The following is a 17,483-nucleotide window of genomic DNA, read 5'->3' as shown; positions in this document are numbered from 1 at the left end:
AAAGCCCAGTCGCCACCGCCCCACCTTCCGACGGTGGGGCGCGACGACGAGACGACGCGGAGTTCTGCGCTGGTGGTGACCGGAGTCGGTGGGTGAACAGCGTCGGACGGCCGGGGACGGTGCGGGAGACGTCGGTGTACGCGTCGGCGGGGGTGCTCCGGGGTAAGCAACTAAGGGTGCCCGGGTCGCCGATCCTCCTCGGGGCCGAGGGCGCGGCGCGCACCCCTCTCTACCGTGGAATCAGCGCGGCGGATCGCCGCAGAAGTGGGAGACGACGATGAGTCGCAAACTGGTCCGGCCCCGTGAGGGGCGCATGCTCGCCGGTGTCTGCGCCGGCCTGGCGCAGCGGTTCGGCATGTCGGCCGGCATGGTCCGGCTGCTGTTCCTGCTGTCGCTGCTGCTGCCCGGCACCCAGGTGATCGTCTACCTGATCCTGTGGGTGCTGATGCCGAACGAGGACCGCTACCTCGCCACCCGCTGACCGGACGCGGTCCCTCCCCCGGCCCGGGGGCGGCCGGGAGCGGACGGCGGCCGACACGGCGACGCGCCCCGCTCCGGGACCTCCGGGGCGGGGCGCGTCGTGCAGGGTCAGGGTGCCGTGTAGGTGATGGTCACCTTCTGGTAGCCGAGGGAGCGCAGCAGCCCCTCCAGCATCTTGCGGGTGTTCTCCTCCGCCCGGGCGGCGACGCCGCTGTCCCGGGCCGCCGCGGTGATCCGGTCCTCGGCCAGCTTGTAGATCTGCTGCTGCCGGTTGGGGTCACCGGCCACCAGGTCGTTGAGCCGGTTGATCAGACCTCGCTTCTCGGCGAAGACGTAGCTCTTGTCCATGTCCAGGTCGGTCTCGCCGAGCTGCGGCGCGGGCAGTTTGATCTCGACGGACTTGCCGTCCTCGGAGACCACCACCGCCCCGTCGCCGATCTTCGCGAAGTCGACGTACGCCTCGACCCGGCCCGCCCCGACGAAGAGCGTGCGCTCGTTGAGCAGGAAGTCGGGCACGTTGCGCCGGTCGTTCTGCACGTCGACCACCACCTGGAAGTTGCCTTCCGCCGCGACGTAGCGGCTCAGGTCGCGGATCGACATGAGCAGCGGCGGCTGACTGCGGTCGGTCTGCTCCTTGGCGAACGGGTTGCGGAAGTCGGGCAGCAGGCCGCTCGCCTGCACGCCGAGCAGCACCACCACCGCCAGCGCGGCCGCGCCGAGCACCCAGAGCAGGCCGCGGGCGGGCCCGCCGGCCGGCGCGGGGGCGCCGGGCTCCGGGGCGGGCGGGTAATCCGCCCGATCGTGCAGGGACTCGCTGGTCGGGTATTCGGGGAACTCCCTGGTGGGCTGCTGGGTGTCACCGTCGCGGGCCATCGCCCCTCACCGTCCTCGTCCGACACATCGACTGACAATGACGGTACGGGCACCGTGCGACACTCGCTCGCCGAGTGCCACGATCGGGTGAAGGCGCAGGTCAGGCGAACGCGGAGAGCCCGGTCAGCCGCTGCCCGATGACGAGCTGGTGGATTTCCGAGGTGCCCTCGTAGGTGAGCACGCTCTCCAGGTTGTTGGCGTGCCGCATCACCGGATAGTCGCCGGAGACACCGTTCGCGCCGAGGATGGTGCGGCACTGCCGGGCGATCGCGAGCGCCTCCCGGACGTTGTTCAGCTTGCCCACGCTCACCTGCTCGGGGCGCAGCGTGCCGGCGTCGGCGAGCCGGCCCAGGTGCAGCGCCAGCAGCAGCCCCTTGTTCCACTCGACCGCCATGTCGGCGAGCTTCGCCTGGGTGAGCTGGAAGCCGGCCAGCGGCCGGCCGAACTGGGTGCGGGTGGTCGCGTACTCCAGGGCGGTCTCCAGGCAGTCCCGGGCCGCGCCGAGCGCGCCCCAGACGATGCCGTGCCGGGCCTCGGTCAGGCAGCTCAGCGGCGCCTTCAGCCCGACCGCCTCGGGCAGCTGGGCGTCCGCCGGCAGACGCACGTCGTCGAGCGCGATCTCGCCGGTGAGCGACGCGCGCAGCGACATCTTGCGCCGGATCTCGCGCGCCGTCACGCCCGGCGTGTCCATGGGTACGGCGAAGCCGCGTACGCCGGAGTCGGTGCGGGCCCAGATCACCGCGACGTCGGCGATCGGCGCGTTGGTGATCCACATCTTGCCGCCGGTGAGGATCCAGTCGTCGCCGTCTCGACGGGCCCGGGTGGCCATCGACGCCGGGTCGGAGCCGTGGTCCGGCTCGGTCAGCCCGAAGCAGCCGATCGCGTCGCCGGTCGCCATCGCCGGCAGCCAGCGCTGCTTCTGCTCCTCGCTGCCGAAGCGCCAGATGGCGTACATGGCCAGCGAGCCCTGCACCGAGACCAGCGATCGGACGCCGGAGTCGCCGGCCTCCAGCTCCAGGCAGGCCAGCCCGTACGCGACGGCGGACGCCCCGGCGCAGCCGTAGCCGGTCAGGTGCATGCCGAGCAGGCCCAGCTTGCCGAACTCGCGGGCCAGTTCGCGGGCCGGCACCTCGCCGTCCTCGTACCAGCCGGCGACGTGCGGACGGACCCGGTCGGTCACGAGCTGGCGCACGACGGCGCGGATCTGGCGCTCCTCCTCGCTCAGCGACGCGTCGAGGTCGAGCAGGTCGAGAGGAGTCATGGCGTCACCTTAACCAAGACTCAGGAGGGCGTCACTCGCCCTGTTCGCCGAGGACCAGCACCCGGGCATGGATCTGGTTGCGCTGCTGCAACGCGGCGCGCAGCGCCCGGTGCAGGCCGTCCTCCAGGTAGAGGCCGCCGTGCCACTGCACCACGTGCGGAAAGAGGTCGCCGTAGAAGGTGGAGTCCTCCGCGAGCAGCTTGTCCAGCGCCAGTTCCCGCTTGGTGGTGATGAGCTCGGCCAGCCGCAGTGGACGCGGTGGGATCTCGGCCCACTGCTTCAGCGTGAAGTTGTGCTCCGGGTAGGGACGCCCGTCCCGGACCGCCCTGAAGATCACAGCACGCTCTCCTCCCCCAGGCCCGGCTGACGATGTGGCTGCCAGCCTAGCGGCTCAGCTCCACCGCCCCCGCCGCACCACATCATCCACCGGACGCCGCCCCCGGCGCAGCGACGGTGACTTGTGGTCGACGGCCCGGTAACCGATGGTGATGGCACCGATCGGGTGCAGTTCCGGCGGTACCCCGAACGCGTCCCGGTAGTCCCCGATGCGCTGCGGCGGGATGCCGAAGAAGCAGGCGCCCAGCCCTTCGTCCACTGCGGTGAGCAGCATCAGCAGCGCGGCGAAGCCGGTGTCCACGTACCAGTAGGGCACCGGCCAGCGCTCCTCGGCGCGGTCCGCCCAGCCCTTGTCCGGCTCGGCGTAGCGGTCCAGGTAGGCGTCGCGGTTGGCGTGCGGCACCACGACCAGCGGGGCCCGGCGCATCCCGGCCAGCCAGCGTTCCCGGCCGCCGCCGCCCGGCGTGGTCGCGGCCCAGAACCGCTCCCGGTCGGCCGGCTCCTCCAGCACCAGGAAGCCCCAACCCTGCGCGAACCCGGCCGAGGGGGCCCGCACCGCGTGCTCCAGCAGCCGGTCCACCGTCTCCGGCGGCACCGGCCGGTCGGGGTCGTAGTTGCGGACCATCCGGCGACGCCGGACGACGTCGGCGAACTCCACGCTCAGACCTCCGGCCGGACGCCCCAGGCACCCCGCCAGGTCTGCTCCGGGTCGAGCGTGATCAGGTCCTTGCCGGACCGGAACGCGTCCGGCGGGCAGGTCATCGGCTCCACCGCGACCGACCGACGGTGCCGCTCCCCGCCGAGCGTGTCCCCGGTGAACACCTGCCACCAGCCGAACTCGCGATCGGCCCAGATCCGCAGCCCGGACGCGCCGTCCGGCGCGCCGAGCGTCACCGCCGAACCGCCGTCGGCGTCCCGCACCACGTCGCCGAAGGCCAGGTCGAGCACCAGGTCGCCGATCGGGCGGGGCGCGGTGAAGTCGTACTCCGTCCCGGTCACGTCGGTCGCCGCCACCGGCAGCAGCCGGCCGTCCACCAGCACCCGGTTCCGCCCCGGCACGCGCAGCAGCAGGTCGTCCACGGCGACCTTGGGCAGCTGGAAGTAGGGGTGCACGGAGAAGCCGAACGGCGCCGGCTCGGCGGCCAGGTTCGTCACCTCGTGCTCGGCGCGCAGGCCGTCCGGGCCGACGCTCCACCGGCTGCGCAACCGCAACGACCACGGGTAGCCGGGGGTGGGCGGCAGGTCGTAGCCGATCGTCACGCTCGCAGGCGACTGCTCGACCAGCTCCCACCGGACCCAGTTGACCAGGCCGTGCAGGGCGTTGTGCCGCTCCGGCTCGGTCAGGTCGAGCTGGAGCGAACGGTCGCCGAACGTGTACGCGCCGTCGCGGATCCGGTTCGGCCACGGTGCCAGCACCTGCCCGGCGCAGCCGGGAGTCAGTTCGTCCTCGGCGTACCCGTCGAGGTAGTCCACGCCGTCGTGCCGGTAGGCCCGCAGCCCGCCGCCGACCTCCACCACGACGGCCTCGTGGCCGTCGGCGGAGATGGTCCACTGTGCCCCGGAGGCTGCCCGCACGTCTTTCCCCATTCGGCGACCCTACCGTCAGCGGCGGTCCTCGGCGGGGGTGGAGGCGCGATATCGGACCAGCGCGGGGAACGCCACCACCAGCAACGTCGCCAGCACGGCGGCGGCGATACCACCGCCCACCATGGCGACGCCGGTGCCGAAGCCGGCGGCCGTCGCGCCGGCCCGCAGGTCGCCCAGGCGCGGACCGCCGGCCACCACCACCGTGTTCACGCCCTGGAGCCGGCCGCGCATCCGGTCCGGCGCGTAGACCAGCAGCATCGACTGCCGCAGCGTCGCGCTGACCAGGTCGGCGGCGCCGGCCACGCCGAGCAGCAGCACCGCCAGCCAGAGCCGGCCGGCCAGCCCGGCGAGCGCGATCGCCACGCCCCAGCCGACCACCGCCACGGCGAGCGCCAGCCCCTGCCGGCGGACCCGGCCGATCCAGCCGGAGGTGAGACCGCCCAGCATCGCGCCGATGGCGATCGAGCTGTAGAGCCAGCCGACCGCCGCGCCGCCGCCGAAGCGCTCCTGCGCCAGCTCCGGGAAGAGCGCCCGCGGCATGGCCAGGATCATCGCGATCAGGTCGATCGCGAAGGAGAGCAGCAGCACCGGCGTGGTGGCCAGGTAGCGGAAGCCGTCGACGATGCTGCCCAGCCCCGCCTTGCGTACGCCGCCGCCCGGGTCCGGCTCGGGCGGCATCGCCGGCAGCCGCAGCGTCGCCCAGAGCGAGACGGTGAACAGCAGCGCGTCCAGCCCGTACGCGACGGGCAACGCCGTGTCGACGGGCCAACCGGCGAAGATCAGCCCGGCGGCCAGCGGGCCGAAGACGGCCGCGGCGGTGAACGTGGTGTAGTTCAGCGTGGTGGCCGCCGGCACCAGCTCGGCCGGCACCAGCCGGGGCAGGATCGCGCTGCGGGCCGGCGAGGTGATCGCGAACGCCACCGCCTGCACGCCCACCAGCAGCAGGAGCAGCACCGGGCTGCGCGCCCCGGCCAGCGACTGCACCAGCAGCCCGAGCGTCGCGGCCCAGAGCAGCGTGCCGGCCGCGAGCAGCACCCGCCGCCGGTCCCGGGCGTCGGCGACCGCGCCGCCCCAGAGCCCGAATACCAGCAGCGGCACGAACCCGGCGAGGCCGAGCAACCCGACCCAGAACGAGCCGCCGGTGAGGTCGAACATCTCCACCGGCACCGCCACGGCGGTGAACTGGAAGCCGAACATCGCCACCGCGTTGCCGAGCCACACCCGCCGGTACGCGGGCACGCCCAGCGGACGCAGGTCGATCGCCCAGCGGCGCGGTCCACCCGCCCGGGCCTGCTTGACCTGCGTCACGGGGCGAGCCGCTCGACGACCCAGACCCCGTCCTCCGCCAGCCGGAACCGCAGCCGGTCGTGCAGCCGGCCGGACCGGCCCTGCCAGAACTCCACCGTCTCCGGGCGGACCCGGAACCCGCCCCAGTGCGGCGGCGCGGGGATCGGCTCGACGCCGGCGAACCGCTCGGCCGCCGCCCGGTACTCCGCGTCCAGCGCGGCCCGGTCCGGCACCACCGCGGACTGGGTGCTGGCCCACGCCCCGAGCTGCGAGCCGCGCGGCCGGACCGCGAAGTATGCCTCGGTCTCCGCCCGGGTGACCTGCTCGACCCGGCCGGTGACGGTCACCTGCCGCTGCATCGGGAACCACGGGAAGACCAGGCTGGCCCACGGGTTGGCGGTCAGCTCGGCGCCCTTGCGCGACAGGTGGTTGGTGTAGAAGACGAAGCCCTCCGCGTCGTACCCCTTGAGCAGCACGGTGCGGCCGGTGGGTCGCCCCCGGGCGTCGGCGGTGCCGACCACCATCGCGTTCGGCTCGGGCAGCGGGTGGGCCACCGCGTCGGCGAACCAGCGGGTGAACTGGGTGTGCCAGTCCGCGGCCAGGTCCGTCTCGGTCAGGCCCAGGTCGGCGGCGTACTCGTTACGCATGCCGGCCGGGGCGGGTGTGTCGCCTGTCACTCTCGCCGTTCCTCTCCCGGGCTCGCCCGCGTCCCCCGACGCTGGCCAGACCCCGCCGCCCAGTCTTCTCCTACCCGCACCGGCGTCCACCGGCGGGGATGTCGCGTGGCGCACAGTGGCTGCGGGTCGCGCATCTGGTTACCCACCGGGCAAGATGTCACGAACCACATCCCTGATGGTCGCCTGAGCTGCGGGGCCGGATCGGCCCCACCGGGCGCACCGAGCCGGAAGCCAGGAGACGACATGTCCGATTTCAAGCCGGGCCTGGAGGGCGTCGTAGCCTTCGAGACCCAGATCGCCGAACCCGACCGCGCGGGCGGTTCGCTGCGCTACCGGGGCGTGGACATCGAGGATCTGATCGGCCAGGTCTCCTTCGGCAATGTCTGGGCGCTGCTGGTGGACGGCCGGTTCGGCCCGGGCCTGCCGCCGGCCGAGCCGTTCCCGGTGCCGGTGCACTCCGGCGACATCCGCGTCGACGTGCAGTCCGCGGTCGCCATGTTGGCCCCCTACTGGGGTCTCAACCAGATGCTGGACATCTCCGACGAGCAGGCCCGCGAGGACCTGGCCCGGGTGTCGGTGACCGCGCTCTCCTTCGTCGCCCAGTCGGCCCGCGGGCTGGGCCTGCCGGCCGTGCCGCAGAAGGAGATCGACAAGGCGGAGACCATCGTCGAGCGGTTCATGAAGCGCTGGCGGGGCGAGCCCGACCCGCGGCACGTCAAGGCCGTCGACGCGTACTTCATCTCGGCCGCCGAGCACGGCCTGAACGCCTCCACCTTCACCGCCCGGATCGTCGCCTCCACCGGCGCGGACGCCGCGGCCTGCATCTCCTCCGGCATCGGCGCCCTCTCCGGCCCGCTGCACGGCGGCGCGCCGTCCCGGGTGCTCAGCATGCTGGAGGCGGTCGAGCGCAGCGGCGACGCCGAGGGTTACGTCAAGGGCGTTCTCGACCGGGGCGAGCGCCTGATGGGCTTCGGGCACCGGGTCTACCGGGCCGAGGACCCGCGTGCCCGCGTGCTCCGGCGCACCGCCAAGGAGCTGGGCGCGCCGCGCTTCGAGGTCGCCGAGGCGCTGGAGAAGGCCGCCCTGGCCGAGCTCCAGGCCCGCCGCCCGGACCGCGTGCTCGCCACGAACGTCGAGTTCTGGTCGGCCGTGGTGCTGGACTTCGCCGAGGTGCCCGCGCACATGTTCACCTCGATGTTCACCTGCGCCCGGATGGGCGGCTGGTCCGCGCACATCCTGGAGCAGAAGAAGCTCCAGCGGCTGGTCCGCCCGTCCGCCACCTACGTCGGCCCGGGCACCCGCAAGCCGCAGCAGGTCGAGGGCTGGGACGCCATCCCGCACGGCGTCTGAGAGGTAAGGAGGGGCCCCCGCTTGACGCATTCGGTATAGGCGGGGGCCCCTTCTCAACGCCCGCCCTGTGTCGTACGCCTCAGGGCTCGGCGTGGGACCAGCGGCCTGGTGGGGTCGGGTGGGTGCGAGGATGAAGGCCGGCAGCGCTGCCGGCCGGGTTCGGATCCCGGCCGTCCCCGTGCGCCCGGCGCACGAGCCGGTCGGTCCGCGCCCGCAGGAAGGGCCCGCCCTCGCCCATGCGGAAGGATCGAGAAAACCGTGGCTGACGCACCGACCATCCGGATTCCCGACGACCTCAGGCCCGCCGACGGACGTTTCGGCTGCGGCCCGTCCAAGGTCCGTCCGGCGGCGGTCTCCGCGCTCGCCGACGTCGCCACCAGCTACCTGGGCACGTCGCACCGGCAGAAGACGGTCCGCGACCAGGTCGCCCGGCTGCGCCGCGGGCTCGCCGAGTTCTTCTCCCTGCCCGAGGGCTACGAGGTGGTGATCGGCAACGGCGGCACCACCGCGTTCTGGGAGGTCGCCACGTTCGGCCTGATCCGGGACCGGGCCCAGTTCGCCAGCTTCGGCGAGTTCGGGGCGAAGTTCGCCAAGTCGGTCAAGGACGCGCCGTTCCTGGGCGAGCCGACCGTCCGCAAGTCCGAGGCGGGCAGCGCGCCGTCCCTGGTCGCCGAGGCCGGCGTGGACGTCTACGCCACCCCGCACAACGAGACCTCCACCGGCGTGGCGGTGCCGATCAGCCGGGTGCCCGGCGCGGACGAGGGCTCGCTGCTGCTGGTCGACGCCACCTCCGGCGCCGGCGGGCTGGACGTCGACGTCGCCGAGACCGACGTCTACTACTTCGCCCCGCAGAAGTGCTTCGGCTCCGACGGCGGCCTCTGGCTGGCCCTGATGTCGCCGGCCGCGCTGGCCCGGGCCACCGAGGTCAAGGAGTCGGGCCGCTACATCCCGGCCTTCCTCGACCTGGTCACCGCGATCGACAACTCGCGGCTGGAGCAGACCTACAACACGCCGGCGCTGGCCACCATCTTCCTGGCCGCCGAGCAGACCGACTGGATGAACGCGCAGGGCGGGCTGGCCTGGGCGGCCAAGCGCACCGCCGAGAGCGCCGCCGCCGTGTACGGCTGGGCCGAGCGCTCGTCGTACGCCAGCCCGTTCGTGTCGGACCCGGCGCTGCGCTCCAACGTGGTGGCCACCGTCGACTTCGCCGACGGGGTGGACGCGACCGTGATCGCCAAGGTGCTGCGCGCCAACGGCATCGTCGACACCGAGCCCTACCGCAAGCTCGGCCGCAACCAGCTACGGGTGGCGCTCTTCCCGGCCGTCGAGCCGGCCGACGTCGAGGCGCTCACCGCGTGCGTCGACCATGTGGTGGAGCGACTCTGATCACGCCGTGACGCTGGGTGGTCGCCGGGGCTCCGGCGGCCACCCACCGTGATCATCGCCGCAGCTCAGTCGCGACATGCCGGGGTGTCGCTCTCCCCACGGCTGGGAAGATGAGCGTACGGTGGTTCGAGACGCCCGGGTGGCCGGCTCGTGGCGTGACGGCCAGCGAAGCGGGACGGAGGCAAGCCGATGCGCCCAGTACGCTTCGTCGCTCTCTCCGAGGACGGCCAGGCCCTGGTGCTCACCGACGAGGTGGGCCGGCTGCTCGCGCTGCCCATCGACGAGCGCGTGGCCTCGGTGCTGCACGCCGAGCCGGGCGCGACCCCGCTCGCGGTGGTGCCCGCCTCCACCGATCCCACGCCGTCACTGTCCCCGCGCGACATCCAGGCCCGGATCCGCTCCGGCGAGTCCGCGGAGGACGTCGCCCGCATCGCCGGCGTCCCGGTCGACCGGGTGCTGCGCTACGCCGGCCCGGTGCTCCAGGAGCGGGCCATGCTGGCCCAGCACGCCCGCCGCACCCGGCTCAAGGGCGCCGAGAAGCCGACCCCGCTGGCCGAGGTCGTCAACGGCCGGCTGGCCCAGCACGGCATCGACACCGAGAAGATCTCCTGGGACGCCTACCGCCGCGACGACGGCACCTGGCGGATCATCGCCACCTGGCCGTCCGGCAAGGCCACCGCCCAGGCGGTGTGGGATCTCGACAAGTCCCGGCAGAACGTCGTCGCGCACGACGACATGGCGCAATACCTGTGCGCCGAGCGTCCCACCCCGATCCTCGGCCAGGAGCCGGCGCCCGAGCGGGGTGGCCACGCGCTGCCCGGCCCGTCGCGCGGCGAGCCGAGCCGGGGCGGGCACGGCCTGCCGTCCGGGGTGGAGCAGGCCCGCCCGGGGCGGGACCCGATCCGCGCCGGCCGGGACGCGCTGCTCGCCTCGCTGGACCGGCCGCTCGGCGGCACGTCCGGCCGCGGGCTCGACACCCGTTCCCCGGCCGCGCTGGCCGGTTCGGACGGGCCCCGGCAGCGAGCGGTCGCCGGTGGCGCCGCCGCGCTGCTCGGTGGTGGCCAGGGCTCGGCGTTCGACGACGACTCGGACGCGCCGAAGGAGATCCCGGCCGTCCCTTCGCTGGCGGTGCTGCGGCCCCGGCGCACCGGCAACCCGCCGGCGTCCGGCGGTTCCGGCAACGAGTCGGGCGAGGCCGGCGGTAAGCCGCGCAAGCGGCTGCCGAGCTGGGACGATGTCCTCTTCGGCAGCGCCCCGGCGGCCCGCGAGTCCTCCTGATCCACCGGTTCACCCTGGGACGCACACGTGAAGTGAGGCACTCGAAGTGCCCGCGTGCCAGGGTGGACCCATGGAGTACACGAACCTGGGACGCACCGGCCTGTCGGTGAGCCGGCTCTGCCTCGGCACCATGAACTTCGGGCCGCAGACGAACGAGCCGGACAGCTTCGGCATCATGGACCGGGCGCTGGAACACGGGATCAACTTCTTCGACACCGCGAACGTCTACGGCTGGAAGCTCGGCGAGGGCGTCACCGAGCAGATCGTCGGCCGCTGGTTCGCCCAGGGCGACGGGCGGCGCGACAAGGTCGTCCTGGCCACCAAGGTGTACGGCAAGATGAGCGAATGGCCCAACGACCAGGGCCTGAGCGCCCGGCACATCATCCGGGCCTGCGAGGACTCGCTGCGCCGGCTGCAGACCGACACCATCGACCTCTACCAGATGCACCACGTCTCCCGGACCACGCCGTGGGAGGAGATCTGGCAGGCGATGGAGACGCTCGTCGCCCAGGGCAAGGTGCTCTACGTCGGGTCGTCCAACTTCGCCGGCTGGCACATCGCCCAGGCGCAGGCGGCGGCCGGCAGGCGCAACTTCCTCGGCCTCGTCTCCGAGCAGTCCATCTACAACCTGCTGACCCGACACGTGGAGCTGGAGGTGATCCCGGCCGCACAGCACTACGGGCTGGGCATCATCCCCTGGTCGCCGCTGCACGGCGGGCTGCTCTCCGGGATCATCCGGAAGATGGCCGACGGCAGCGCGGCGCGGGGCACCACCGGCCGCTCGGCCGACGCGCTGGCCGAGCACCGGAACACCATCGAGGCGTACGAGAAGCTCTGCGCCGACCTGGGCCACGACCCGGCGGACGTGGCGCTGGCGTGGCTGCTCTCCCGGCCGGGCGTGACCGCCCCGATCGTCGGCCCGCGCACCATGGACCAGCTCGACCGCAACCTCGGCGCGCTGGACGTCCAGCTGGACGAGGCCACGCTGACCCGCCTCGACGAGCTGTTCCCGCCGATCGGCAACGGCGGCCCCGGCCCCGAGGCCTGGGCCTGGTAGGTGTAAGGCGGGGCCCCCTCTTGACGCATTCGGTATGGGCGGGGGCCCCTTTTAACAAGCGGCGGGGGGTCAGAGCGGCCAGGCGGCGAGACGGGTGTAGCGCGGATGACGGCCGAGGTGGCTGCGGACCAGCACCAACTCGTCGGCCGGCCACTCCGGGCCGGCGTACCCGTGCAGTGTCTCCCGGTCGGTCCGCACGTCGGCGCGGTGCAGACGGTCGCCGGGACGCGCGATGGTCAGGTGGGCCCGGAACGGCTTGTCGTCGTGCGGCAGCTCGGCCCGGCGCAACGCGTGGCGGACCAGGCGGGCGAGCGTGTCCAGCGCGTCGGTCTCACCCCGAACGTCCACCCAGAGCACGGTCGACCGGCCCGCACCGAAGCTGCCTCCACCGCCGAGGCGCAGCCGGGGCGAGCTGCCCCGGCCGTCCCGGAACGACTCCGCGGCCAGCCCCAGCGCGCTCTCCACCTGGACCAGCCGCTCGTCCGGCACGTCGCCGAGGAAGGCCAGCGTGAGGTGGAGGTGGACCGGGTCGGCGAGTCGGACGTCCACGCCGTTCGCGGCGGCGACGCCGACCCGAAGCTCGGCGACCCGCGCCGCCAGGTCGGTGACCGCCGCCGGAGGCGGGTGGATCGCCGTGAAGAGCCGCACCCGGTCAGCGGTGCCGCTGGTGGTGCGCCGCACGGGCGGCCGGCAGGGTCAGCCCGGCGGCGTGCAGCAACCCTTCGACGCGTACCCGTTCGATCTCCCGGTCGACACCGTCCAGCTCGGTCAGGTGCTCGGCGATGCCGAGGGCCTGGCAGGCGGCGCGCAGCCGCTCGTCGTACGCCTCGATGACCGCGCCGTGCCACACCACCGAGCGGTCGGCGGCGGCCAGCCGGTGGCCGCCGAGCCGGCGCAGGTCGACGGCGAGCTGCTCCAGCGGGCGGCGGCCGTCCCGGTCGAACTCGGTGAGGTCGATGTCGCGGGTCAGCGCCTCGGCCTCGATGGCCCGGTCGAGCCGGGCGATGGTGCGGCGCTCGCGGCGCTGCTCCCGCCACTCGGCCCAGCCGCAGGCGACCCGGTCGATGATCTCGTCGGCGCAGAAGATCAGCGCGAAGAGGGCGGGCAGGCAGCAGACGGCGAGGATCGCCAACGCCAGCAGCAGCCCTTGCCCCAATCCCACACATCGACGCTAAGCCCTGCCGGACGCACCCGCCACCCGTTTGCCGAAACCGGCAGGTACGGGTACGCAGGTGTTGAGCGGGGCCCCCTCCTACGCAGAAAATGTTAAGAGGGTGCCCCTCCTTTCACTCGGCTCCGGCGGACACCACGTAGAAGCGGGGCATCGGCAGCATCCGCATCCGCAGTCGGGCGCCGGAGCGGCGCAGCTGCCAGGTGAGCGCCAGCAGCGCGGCGGCCAGTGAGATCAGGCCACCGATCCAGATGCTCGCGCTGGCGCCGAACCGCTCGGCCACCCACCCGATGATCGGCGCGCCGACCGGGTTGGTACCCAGGAACACCAGCACCCACAGCGCCATCACCCGCCCCCGGAAGGAGGCGTCGACGCCGAGCTGTACCCGCTGGTTGGCGGCCTGGGCGAAGAAGACCATGAAGAACCCGGTGGGCAGCAGCAGCGTCACCACCATCCAGTACGCGGAGGCGAGCCCGACCAGCGTGCCGAAGCTGGCGCAGCCGATCGCCGAGCCGAGCACCAGCCAGACCGAGGGCCGGCTGCGCCGGCCGGTGCCGGCGAGCGCGCCGACCAGCGCGCCGACCGCCAACGCGGTGCTGAACAGGCCGAACGAGGCGGCGCCGGTCTGGAACACGGTCTTGGCCAGCGCGGCGAGGGTGAGTTGGAAGTTGAACAGGCTCATCCCGATCACCGACATGACGACCATGGGCAGCAGCAGGTCGGGGCGGCGGGCGACGTAGCGGAGGCCGTCCACCACCCGGGCCTGGTCCCGTTCGCCGGCCGGCAGCAGGTCCTTGCGGTGCAGTTCGGCCGGACGCATCCGGACCACGTTCACCAGCGGGGCGATCGAGCTGAGCGCGGTGAACATGAAGACCGGGCCGACGTCGAAGGCGGCGATGGCGAGGCCGGCGACGGCGGGGCCGACGATCCGGGCGGAGTTGAACACGGCCGCGTTGAGCGAGAGCGCGTTCGGCAGCAGCGGCATGCCGACCAGCTCGGAGACGAACGCCTGCCGCACCGGGGTCTCCACCGCGTTGGCGACGCCGAGCAGGGCGGCGAACGCGAAGACGTGCCAGAGCTGCACCATGCCGGTGACGACCAGCAGGCTCATGCCCAGCGCCAGCACGGTCCAGAACGCGTTGGCGACGAAGAGCAGCATCCGCTTGTCGTACCGGTCGGCGAGGCGGCCGGAGAGCAGGGTGAGCAGGAGTACGGGGGTGAACTGCAGCGCGGTGACCACGCCGAGCGCGGTCGCCGAGTTGTCGCTCAGCTCGAGGACGAGCCAGTCCTGGGCGATGAACATCATCCAGACGCCGATCAGTTTGATCAGCTGTCCGGTGGCGAAGAGTCGGTAGTTGCGGACTCGTAGGGACTGGAACATCGTGCTCAGCGTGGCCTGCACTCTAGGTGCGCCTCCTCGCGTCGGGTACGCCTCATCCACAACGGACGAAGCGGACCGTGCGACCCGGGGTCAGGCGCGAGCGATTCCCTGGAGGATGTCGGCGGCCCGCCGTAGCGTGTCGCGTTCCTCCTCGGTGAGCGCGGCCAGCCGGCTGGCCAGCCATCCGTTGCGGGCCCGCTCGAACTGGTCGAGCACCGCCCGTCCCCCTTCGGTCGCCGCCAGGATGACCTGCCGTCCGTCGGTCGGGTGGGGGGTGCGCTGCACCAGGCCGCGCTCCTCCAACTTCGCGACGATCTTGGTCATCGTCGGTGGCTGCACCCGTTCCACGTCGGCCAGTTCCCGTGGCGTGAGGGCGCCCGCCAGTTTGAGGCTGGTGAGCGCCGACAGCTGGGTGACCGTGAGGTCGCCGACCGGTCGGGCTTGCCGTACCCGCCGGTTCAGCCGGGTGATCGCATCTCGCAGCTGGGGGGCCAGCTGCGCCGGTGGCACGCGCTTCGCCGTCACCGTCCGCTCCGTCACACTAGTTAGCCTAACTAATGAGCCTGGCTAACGACGTGCGTTATGACCAGGCTCACCAGCGTCAGAGCAGCACGGACTCGATCGGCCCGCGCAGGAAGTAGAGGACGAAGAGCGCGGCCACGCCGTACAGCAGGGGGTGGACCTCCCGGGCCTTGCCCTTGGCCAACTTCACCAGCACGTAGCTGATGATGCCGGCCCCGATGCCGTTCGAGATCGAGTAGGTGAACGGCATCAGCACGATGGTGAGGAACGCCGGGATGGCGATCTCGTAGTCGGTCCAGTCGATGGTCCGGACCGCCGTCATCATCAGGAAGCCGACCACCACCAGCGCCGTCGACGCGGCCTCGAACGGCACGATCGCCGACAGCGGCGCCAGGAACATGGCCAGCAGGAACAGCACGCCGGTGACCAGGTTGGCCACCCCGGTCCGGGCACCCTCACCGACACCTGCCGCACTCTCGATGTACGACGTGTTGCTCGACACCGAGGCCGCGCCACCCGCGGCGGCGGCGATCGAGTCGACCAGCAGGATCTCCTTGGCCCGCGGCGGGGTGCCCTGCTCGTCGAGCATGTCCCCCTCCTGGCCGATCGCGACCATCGTGCCCATGGTGTCGAAGAAGTCCGTGATCAGCAGCGTGAAGACGAACATCAGCGGGACCAGCCAGCCCACCCGCGTCCACGAGTCGAGCACGTTGAAGTTGCCCAGCAGCGACAGGTCCGGCAGGTCCACCACCTGCTTCGGCAGCTCGGGCACGTTCAGCGCCCAGCCCTTGGGGTTCACCTTGCCGTCGACGAAGGACGGCCCGATGTTGCCGATCGCCTCGACCACGATGGCCAGCACCGTGGAGGACAGGATGCCGATCAGGATCGCGCCACGGACCCGGCGTACCACCAGCACCACGGTGACCAGCAGGCCCACCACGAACACCAGCATCGGCCAGCTGACGATCTTGCCGTTGATGCCCAGCCCGACCGGCACGGTGCTGTTCGCCGCGTCCGGCACCCGCCGGACGAACCCGGCGTCGACCAGCCCGATGATGGTCAGGAACAGCCCGATGCCGACACCGATCGCGGTCTTGAGCTGCGTCGGCACCGAACGGAACACCGCGGTACGCAGCCCGGTGAGCACCAGGATGCCGATCAGCACACCCTCGATGACCACCAGGCCCATCGCGTCCGCCCAGGTCATCTGCGGCGCGATCTCGAACGCGACGAGCGCGTTCACGCCCAGCCCGGCGGCCAGCGCGATCGGGAACCGGGCCACCACCCCCATCAGGATGGTCATCAGGCCCGCGACCAGGGCGGTCGCCGCCGCCAGCGCGGGGATGGCCAGGGTACGGCCGTCGCCGTCCTCCGCGCCGCCGAGGATCAGCGGGTTCAACACCACGATGTACGCCATCGTGAAGAAGGTGGCGAAGCCACCGCGGATCTCCCGCCCCGGTGTCGACCGGCGGGCGGAGATCTCGAAGTATCGGTCGAAGGCGTTGCGCGGGTGCGCGGGATCGGGCGGTGTGCCGTGGTCCGCCGGCGGGGCAATGGCCATCGGGTCCTCATCTTGTCGATCAGCCGGTTTCGTCGCGCGCATCGTGCCAGATCACCCGGCGGACAGGGAAGGACGATCACGTACGCTGGGCCGGTGCCCCAGGAGCAACAGCCGCGGCCCGAGCCGCTCGACCCGCCGATGGTGCCGATCGCCGTCGCCGGGCTGATCGCCTGGGCGGTGGCCGGCCTGGTGCTGCTGGTCTTCTTCCGTGGCTGGCTCACCGCGCACGGTCACCAGAACTGGCTCTGGACCTGCCTCGCCGGTTTCCTGTGGGGCTTTCCCGGCCTGGCCACGATGATGCGGCACGACGCCAACCGGCGTCGCCGACAGGCCGCCGCCGAGCGTCAGCGCTGACCGGTCAGGAGTGGCCGTACGGCTCCGCCGGCTCGGCCGCTTCCACCGAACCGGGCGCGCGGCTGACCGACATCGCCTCGACCGCGCTGTCGTCGTAGACCGTGGGCAGCTCGTCGACCGGCGTCTCGACCGCACCGACAAGCGTCTCGGAGTGCGCGCCGCAGCCGTGGTCGGCGCTCACCACCCGGCCGTCGTCGGGGGCGAAGAAGTTTCCGCACGCCCCGAAGGACTGCCGGAGCGAGCCGGCCAGCGGCAGGTAGAAGCCGCAGGTGCCGCAGCGGGCGGCGGCCGGCGCGGCGGCCGAGATGGCGGCGTCGGGCCCGTGGTCGCCGTCGTACCAGCGCTGGGCGGTCTCGGCGCGACCCTCCCGGGACAGCACCCGGGCCCGGCCGAGGCCCAACTCCCAGGCGGTCTCCTCCACGGCCGGGTCGTCGGAGAGCAGGTAGCCCGGGGCGAGCCGTTCGTCGTCGGCCGAGGTGGTCAGCAGGTCGCCGGGGCCCAGGTCGCCCGGCTGGAGCCGCTCCTGCCAGGGCAGCCAGCCCGGGGCGAGCAGCGCGTCGGGGCCGGGCAGCAGCACGGTTTCGCAGATGGTGACGTGCTTGCTGCGCGGCACCCGGGTCACCGTGACGGCCCAGCGCCAGCCGCGGTAGCCGGCCATCCGGCACTCGAAGTAGTGGGTGACGACCCGGTCGCCCTCGGCGACGGCCTGGAGGTGATCACCGATGTCGGTCGGCTCCACCTCGGTGATGGCGTCGCGGGCCACCTCGACGGCGGCGGCGCAGACCTGGTCGAGCCGGGGAGCGCGGGCGGAGGCGGGCCTGGTCACCCGTCCATTGTTCCCCATGCCCCTCGGCGGGCGACAGGCACTCCCCGGAGTCGTTCTCCGCGGGTGATGCGGCGCGCGCGGAACGGATGGGCGAGG

The 17,483-nt window shown here is 72.7% G+C and carries 19 protein-coding genes; 6 read left to right on the top strand and 13 right to left on the bottom strand.

Annotated elements, in window-relative coordinates; genetic code table 11:
- Window positions 1–277 precede the first annotated feature (277 nt).
- Window positions 278–481: a PspC domain-containing protein gene (locus ACGFI2_RS07330; RefSeq protein WP_091062618.1), complete on the top strand. Its 204-nt coding sequence runs from the start codon at window positions 278–280 to the stop codon at window positions 479–481.
- A gap of 107 nt (window positions 482–588) precedes the next feature.
- Here ACGFI2_RS07330 and ACGFI2_RS07325 read toward each other — a convergent pair whose 3' ends face one another.
- The 7 genes from ACGFI2_RS07325 to pdxH all read right to left on the bottom strand — a co-directional run bounded on the left by ACGFI2_RS07325 (window position 589) and on the right by pdxH (window position 6,471).
- A complete protein-coding gene (locus ACGFI2_RS07325) occupies window positions 589–1,353 on the bottom strand; it encodes a DUF4230 domain-containing protein (protein ID WP_393512097.1) in 765 nt (254 codons plus the stop codon).
- A gap of 100 nt (window positions 1,354–1,453) precedes the next feature.
- Window positions 1,454–2,614, bottom strand: a complete 1,161-nt coding sequence (locus ACGFI2_RS07320) for an acyl-CoA dehydrogenase family protein (RefSeq protein WP_091062623.1) — start codon at window positions 2,612–2,614, stop codon at window positions 1,454–1,456.
- Window positions 2,615–2,645: 31 nt separating this feature from the next.
- Window positions 2,646–2,951: a type II toxin-antitoxin system VapB family antitoxin gene (locus ACGFI2_RS07315; RefSeq protein WP_393512094.1), complete on the bottom strand. Its 306-nt coding sequence runs from the start codon at window positions 2,949–2,951 to the stop codon at window positions 2,646–2,648.
- Window positions 2,952–3,005: 54 nt separating this feature from the next.
- Window positions 3,006–3,608: a nitroreductase family protein gene (locus ACGFI2_RS07310; RefSeq protein WP_393512091.1), complete on the bottom strand. Its 603-nt coding sequence runs from the start codon at window positions 3,606–3,608 to the stop codon at window positions 3,006–3,008.
- A gap of 2 nt (window positions 3,609–3,610) precedes the next feature.
- A complete protein-coding gene (locus tag ACGFI2_RS07305; protein ID WP_393512088.1) occupies window positions 3,611–4,537 on the bottom strand; it encodes an aldose 1-epimerase family protein in 927 nt (308 codons plus the stop codon).
- Between the two features lie 15 nt (window positions 4,538–4,552).
- Window positions 4,553–5,845: an MFS transporter gene (locus ACGFI2_RS07300; RefSeq protein WP_393512085.1), complete on the bottom strand. Its 1,293-nt coding sequence runs from the start codon at window positions 5,843–5,845 to the stop codon at window positions 4,553–4,555.
- Window positions 5,842–6,471, bottom strand: coding sequence for a pyridoxamine 5'-phosphate oxidase (pdxH, locus tag ACGFI2_RS07295; protein WP_393513138.1), 630 nt, complete (start codon window positions 6,469–6,471; stop codon window positions 5,842–5,844). Before pdxH ends, ACGFI2_RS07300 begins: the two co-directional genes overlap by 4 nt.
- Window positions 6,472–6,744: 273 nt before the next feature.
- Between pdxH and ACGFI2_RS07290 the strand changes: the two genes are divergently transcribed.
- From ACGFI2_RS07290 to ACGFI2_RS07275, 4 genes are all read left to right on the top strand, one after another.
- Complete coding sequence (locus ACGFI2_RS07290) at window positions 6,745–7,851, top strand: citrate synthase 2 (protein WP_393512083.1); 1,107 nt, start codon at window positions 6,745–6,747, stop codon at window positions 7,849–7,851.
- A 258-nt stretch (window positions 7,852–8,109) separates the two neighbouring features.
- Entirely contained in the window at window positions 8,110–9,237 is a 1,128-nt protein-coding gene (gene serC / locus ACGFI2_RS07285) for a phosphoserine transaminase (protein ID WP_393512080.1), read from the top strand.
- Window positions 9,238–9,426: 189 nt separating this feature from the next.
- Window positions 9,427–10,515: a septation protein SepH gene (gene sepH, locus ACGFI2_RS07280; RefSeq protein ID WP_393512077.1), complete on the top strand. Its 1,089-nt coding sequence runs from the start codon at window positions 9,427–9,429 to the stop codon at window positions 10,513–10,515.
- 70 nt (window positions 10,516–10,585) lie between these two features.
- On the top strand, window positions 10,586–11,572 hold the full coding sequence (locus tag ACGFI2_RS07275; protein ID WP_393512074.1) for an aldo/keto reductase: 987 nt from the start codon (window positions 10,586–10,588) through the stop codon (window positions 11,570–11,572).
- 69 nt (window positions 11,573–11,641) lie between these two features.
- Here the strand turns inward: ACGFI2_RS07275 and thpR are convergent, their stop codons facing one another.
- The 5 genes from thpR to ACGFI2_RS07250 form a co-directional block, all read right to left on the bottom strand.
- Complete coding sequence (thpR, locus tag ACGFI2_RS07270) at window positions 11,642–12,220, bottom strand: RNA 2',3'-cyclic phosphodiesterase (RefSeq protein ID WP_393513135.1); 579 nt, start codon at window positions 12,218–12,220, stop codon at window positions 11,642–11,644.
- A 4-nt stretch (window positions 12,221–12,224) separates the two neighbouring features.
- Window positions 12,225–12,734: a hypothetical protein gene (locus ACGFI2_RS07265; RefSeq protein WP_393512071.1), complete on the bottom strand. Its 510-nt coding sequence runs from the start codon at window positions 12,732–12,734 to the stop codon at window positions 12,225–12,227.
- Between the two features lie 124 nt (window positions 12,735–12,858).
- Complete coding sequence (locus tag ACGFI2_RS07260) at window positions 12,859–14,145, bottom strand: MFS transporter (RefSeq protein WP_393512068.1); 1,287 nt, start codon at window positions 14,143–14,145, stop codon at window positions 12,859–12,861.
- Between the two features lie 69 nt (window positions 14,146–14,214).
- Window positions 14,215–14,664: a MarR family winged helix-turn-helix transcriptional regulator gene (locus tag ACGFI2_RS07255; RefSeq protein WP_393512065.1), complete on the bottom strand. Its 450-nt coding sequence runs from the start codon at window positions 14,662–14,664 to the stop codon at window positions 14,215–14,217.
- 61 nt (window positions 14,665–14,725) lie between these two features.
- Window positions 14,726–16,207 (bottom strand): NCS2 family permease, encoded by a 1,482-nt coding sequence (locus tag ACGFI2_RS07250; RefSeq protein ID WP_393512062.1) that lies wholly within the window; start codon window positions 16,205–16,207, stop codon window positions 14,726–14,728.
- Window positions 16,208–16,345: 138 nt separating this feature from the next.
- On the opposite strand from ACGFI2_RS07250, the gene ACGFI2_RS07245 reads away from it, so the two are divergent.
- Complete coding sequence (locus ACGFI2_RS07245; RefSeq protein WP_393513132.1) at window positions 16,346–16,561, top strand: DUF2530 domain-containing protein; 216 nt, start codon at window positions 16,346–16,348, stop codon at window positions 16,559–16,561.
- Window positions 16,562–16,565: 4 nt separating this feature from the next.
- Here ACGFI2_RS07245 and ACGFI2_RS07240 read toward each other — a convergent pair whose 3' ends face one another.
- The gene (locus ACGFI2_RS07240) at window positions 16,566–17,405 is read right to left on the bottom strand and encodes a DUF3027 domain-containing protein (protein WP_393512059.1); all 840 of its coding nucleotides are present in this window, start codon (window positions 17,403–17,405) and stop codon (window positions 16,566–16,568) included.
- Window positions 17,406–17,483: the final 78 nt, after the last annotated feature.

This window comes from Micromonospora sp. NPDC049282, assembly GCF_043197045.1.
GTDB lineage: Bacteria > Actinomycetota > Actinomycetes > Mycobacteriales > Micromonosporaceae > Micromonospora.
This window is presented reverse-complemented; position numbering and strand designations above follow the sequence as displayed.